1 protein-coding gene is annotated in these 1,684 nt (G+C 63.6%); it reads left to right on the plus strand.

What is annotated here, in order from left to right:
• Positions 1 to 495: 495 nt before the first annotated feature.
• On the plus strand, positions 496 to 1,684 hold a 1,189-nt coding region (ltrA, locus tag FFK22_RS41670), incomplete at its 3' end, for a group II intron reverse transcriptase/maturase (protein WP_221939301.1).

Below are 1,684 nucleotides of genomic sequence, written 5' to 3' on the forward strand. Positions count from 1 at the left end.
GTCCCGTGCGCCGTGAAAGGCGGCGCTTTCCAGTGGGTGAAAGTCCCACCCGGCGACCGCTCCAGCCGGAAGCAACCGGAGCAGGCATGGAGGAGACGAAATGTCTGAAGCCTCTGGATAGAGCGGTCACGACTTGGTGACCGTGCGAGTGTGCAGGCCGCAACGTGAGTGAACGCTGAGCAAGCCTCGAAAAGACCGACGTGCAGGCCGACCCGACAGGGACATCGGGGAAGGCTGATATGGCTGGGTGGAAGAGCGAGACGACGCCCAGCTGCTGCACCGGGGTAGTGGCGGCAGCATGTACACAAGGAAAGCGCACGCAACACGGGAAGCCCCAGAGCGTGATCAGGGATGATCAACCGGAGGCCCGTGAGGGAGCGGCCGGGCGCGCTGGGGTGGCGGAGAGGCCCGTAGTACCGGTGAAGTCGGGTAATGCCGGCGGAGGGAAGGGGCCTCAGTTCAAGACGGACGCAAGACGCGGTGAGGGGCCGGAGATTGGGCGACCTATCAACTCCGAAGAGTGTCCAGAAGCTGCAGACGGCGTTACACGCGAAAGCGAAGGCAGAAGCGGGTTATCGCTTTTACGCGCTGCACGACAAGATCAGCCGCGGGGACATCCTGGCGCAGGCCTACGCCCAGTGCCGCTCGAACAAGGGCGCACCGGGAGTGGACGGCCAGGACTTCGCGGACATCGAGGCGTATGGCGTCGAGCGATGGCTTGGCGAACTGGCGCTTGCGCTCAGGGAGGAGAGCTACCGCCCTGATCCGATCAGAAGAGTGTATATCCCGAAAGCCAACGGCAAGCTGAGGCCGCTGGGCATCTCGACGGTGCGGGATCGGGTCTGCATGACGGCAGCGATGCTGGTGCTGGAACCGATCTTCGAGGCAGACCTGCCACCGGAACAATACGCCTATCGTGCTGGGCGGAATGCCCAGCAGGCGGTGGTCGAAGTGGACCGGCAGCTGTTCCATGGCCGCCGGGAAGTCGTCGACGCCGACCTCGCGGACTACTTCGGGAGCATTCCCCATGCCGAACTGATGAAGTGTGTGGCACGCCGGATCGTCGATCGACGCGTGCTGCGCCTGGTCAGGATGTGGCTGGATTGCCCCGTGGAAGAAACCGACGATCGAGGACGGAGGAGGCGAACGACCGAAGCCCGGGACAGGCGGCGGGGCATCCCGCAAGGCTCTCCCATCTCACCGCTGCTGGCGAACATCTACATGCGCCGGTTCGTGTTGGGGTGGAAGAAGCTCGGGCTGGAACGCAGCCTCGGAACGCGCATCGTGACCTATGCCGACGACCTCGTGATCCTGTGCGGAAAGGGCAAAGCTGAAGAGGCTCTGCGACGACTGCACGAGGTCATGAGCAAGCTGAAGCTGACGGTGAACGAGGAGAAGACACGAATCTGCAAGGTTCCGGAAGAGGAGTTCGACTTCCTGGGCTACACGTTCGGACGGATGTATTCGGCGAGGACCGGCCAGGCGTATCTGGGGCACCGGCCATCCAAGAAGAGCATCAAGAGCGCTGTGGAGAAGATCCACGCGCTCACGGACCGGGCGGGAACATGGCAAGAGACCACAACGCTGGTCGGGCAGTTGAACCGCACGCTACGCGGCTGGGCGAACTACTTCCAAGAGGGCGCCGTCAGCAAGGCGTATCGGGCGCTCGACAGCTACACTGCGG

Origin of the sequence: Mycobacterium sp. KBS0706 (genome assembly GCF_005938675.2) — a bacterium.
In the GTDB taxonomy this organism is placed as follows: domain Bacteria; phylum Pseudomonadota; class Alphaproteobacteria; order DSM-16000; family Inquilinaceae; genus Inquilinus.